The following is a 1,613-nucleotide window of genomic DNA, read 5'->3' on the forward strand; positions in this document are numbered from 1 at the left end:
CTTTCATGCCGTCTGAATTCACACTTTATCACAACCCGCGTTGCAGCAAATCGCGTGCCGCGCTGGCTTTGCTCGAAGAAAAAGGCGTTGCCGCCGACGTAGTCAAATATCTGGATACCGCGCCCGATTTGGCGACTTTGCAGGATATGTTTGCCAAACTCGGCATCGAGTCGGTGCGCGGCATGATGCGCACGAAAGACGATTTGTACAAAGAATTGGGTTTGGACAATCCCGATTTGGACAATGCCGCCCTGCTTCAGGCAATCGCCGAACACCCTGCCCTGCTTGAGCGTCCCGTTTTGGTAACGCCTACGCGCGCAGCCATCGGCCGTCCGTTGGAAAACATTGCCGCCCTACTCGGCTGACGGGGTTGGATAAGGCCGTCTGAAGATGATTTCCCTGCTTAAAAGCCGCAATGGCTTGCGATACTACCTATTTCGCGGCCTTGCTTTGAGCGTTTTGTTGGTGTGCGGTATTTTTTTGAGTGGCACATGGCAGATTTACCGGACAGGTTTGCAAACCTTGCCGAAGGACGCTCATGCCGATGCGGCGGTGGTGTTGGGTGCGGCGGCGTGGGACAAACGCCCGTCGCCGGTATTCCGGGAGCGCATCAACCATGCCATCACGCTCTACCAAAGCCATCGGGTCGGCAAAATCATTTTCACCGGCGGTACGCCCAAAAAAGGATTTATGACCGAAGCCGAAGTGGGGCGCCGATACGCACTCAAGCAGGGCATACCGGCGCACAATATCCTGTTTGAAAACACGTCGCGCAACACTTACGAAAACCTGCGCAATGTCGTCCCCATCATGCACGCCAACGGAGTCGGCAGCATTATCGTTGTCAGCGACCCGTATCATTTGGCTCGCGCCGAAGAAATGGCCGCCGATTTGGGCTTGTCAGACGCGCAGTTCTCTGCCACACCGACCACGCGCTTTGACGAGCGCAGCAAGAAAGCCAAGTTTCTGATGCAGGAGAGCTATTCTTTGTTTCTCTACCGTATCGGCAAATGGAGCGATGCGGTTTGGAATTGGATAGGTGGTTGAGCCTTCGGTAATCCATGTAAAAGGCCATCTGAATCCTTTTAGGTTTCAGACGGCCTAAATGTATGCTTACTTATTGATATTGATTTGCAGCTGCACTGCCAAAAATGACTACAGCTACAGCCAGTACCAGATAGATGACAAACAGAATCAAGGCAGCCTTGAAATAATTGGCTTTATTCGGATTGGTGTTTGAGCCGAATGCCCATACAAGCGTCATAACTATATTGACTAGCGGAATCATCAAAATCAAGTTTGTTAGCAACCATTCTTTGATGCTGACGACCGGAGCCTGAGGCTGGTCGATTTGGTTTTGTCCGTTCATACGTACCCAGTAATTTTGTTGAAAGAACAGTAATTATACTCATTAAATCTTTATCGGCATAGCATGTTCAGGCCGTCTGAATCTTCAGGCGGCCTGAGCCTATGATTTTTGCAGCCACTATTTCAATCGGATGTAAAACGTACCGTCCGGCACGACGGGCAGGTATTTGCGGTAGAAGTCCAGATAGGTCTTGTTTGGGTCTATGTCGGCAAACTGCTGCGGATACAGGGTTTTGGCGATAAAT

The 1,613-nt window shown here is 51.0% G+C and carries 3 protein-coding genes and 1 pseudogene; 2 read left to right on the plus strand and 2 right to left on the minus strand.

Going from position 1 to position 1,613, the window contains the following annotated elements; translation table 11 throughout:
- Positions 1-5: 5 nt before the first annotated feature.
- Positions 6-365 (plus strand): arsenate reductase (glutaredoxin), encoded by a 360-nt coding sequence (gene arsC, locus ACTHUM_RS13445; protein ID WP_004519164.1) that lies wholly within the window; start codon positions 6-8, stop codon positions 363-365.
- A 25-nt stretch (positions 366-390) separates the two neighbouring features.
- Entirely contained in the window at positions 391-1,047 is a 657-nt protein-coding gene (locus ACTHUM_RS13450) for a YdcF family protein (RefSeq protein ID WP_107792281.1), read from the plus strand.
- Positions 1,048-1,117: 70 nt separating this feature from the next.
- Here the strand turns inward: ACTHUM_RS13450 and ACTHUM_RS13455 are convergent, their stop codons facing one another.
- Both ACTHUM_RS13455 and ACTHUM_RS13460 read right to left on the minus strand, forming a co-directional pair.
- Complete coding sequence (locus ACTHUM_RS13455) at positions 1,118-1,369, minus strand: hypothetical protein (RefSeq protein WP_070826712.1); 252 nt, start codon at positions 1,367-1,369, stop codon at positions 1,118-1,120.
- Positions 1,370-1,486: 117 nt separating this feature from the next.
- Positions 1,487-1,613: pseudogene (locus ACTHUM_RS13460) on the minus strand (ABC transporter substrate-binding protein); the annotation flags it as partial.

The sequence above is a fragment of the Neisseria sp. P0021.S006 genome, from assembly GCF_051956895.1.

What these genes read in the sequence shown, in the direction of transcription:
- arsC (WP_004519164.1), top strand. Translation starts at nt 6, where the DNA reads ATGCCGTCTGAATTCACACTTTATCACAACCCGCGTTGCAGCAAATCG.
- ACTHUM_RS13450 (WP_107792281.1), top strand. Translation starts at nt 391, where the DNA reads ATGATTTCCCTGCTTAAAAGCCGCAATGGCTTGCGATACTACCTATTT.
- ACTHUM_RS13455 (WP_070826712.1), bottom strand. Translation starts at nt 1,369, where the DNA reads ATGAACGGACAAAACCAAATCGACCAGCCTCAGGCTCCGGTCGTCAGC.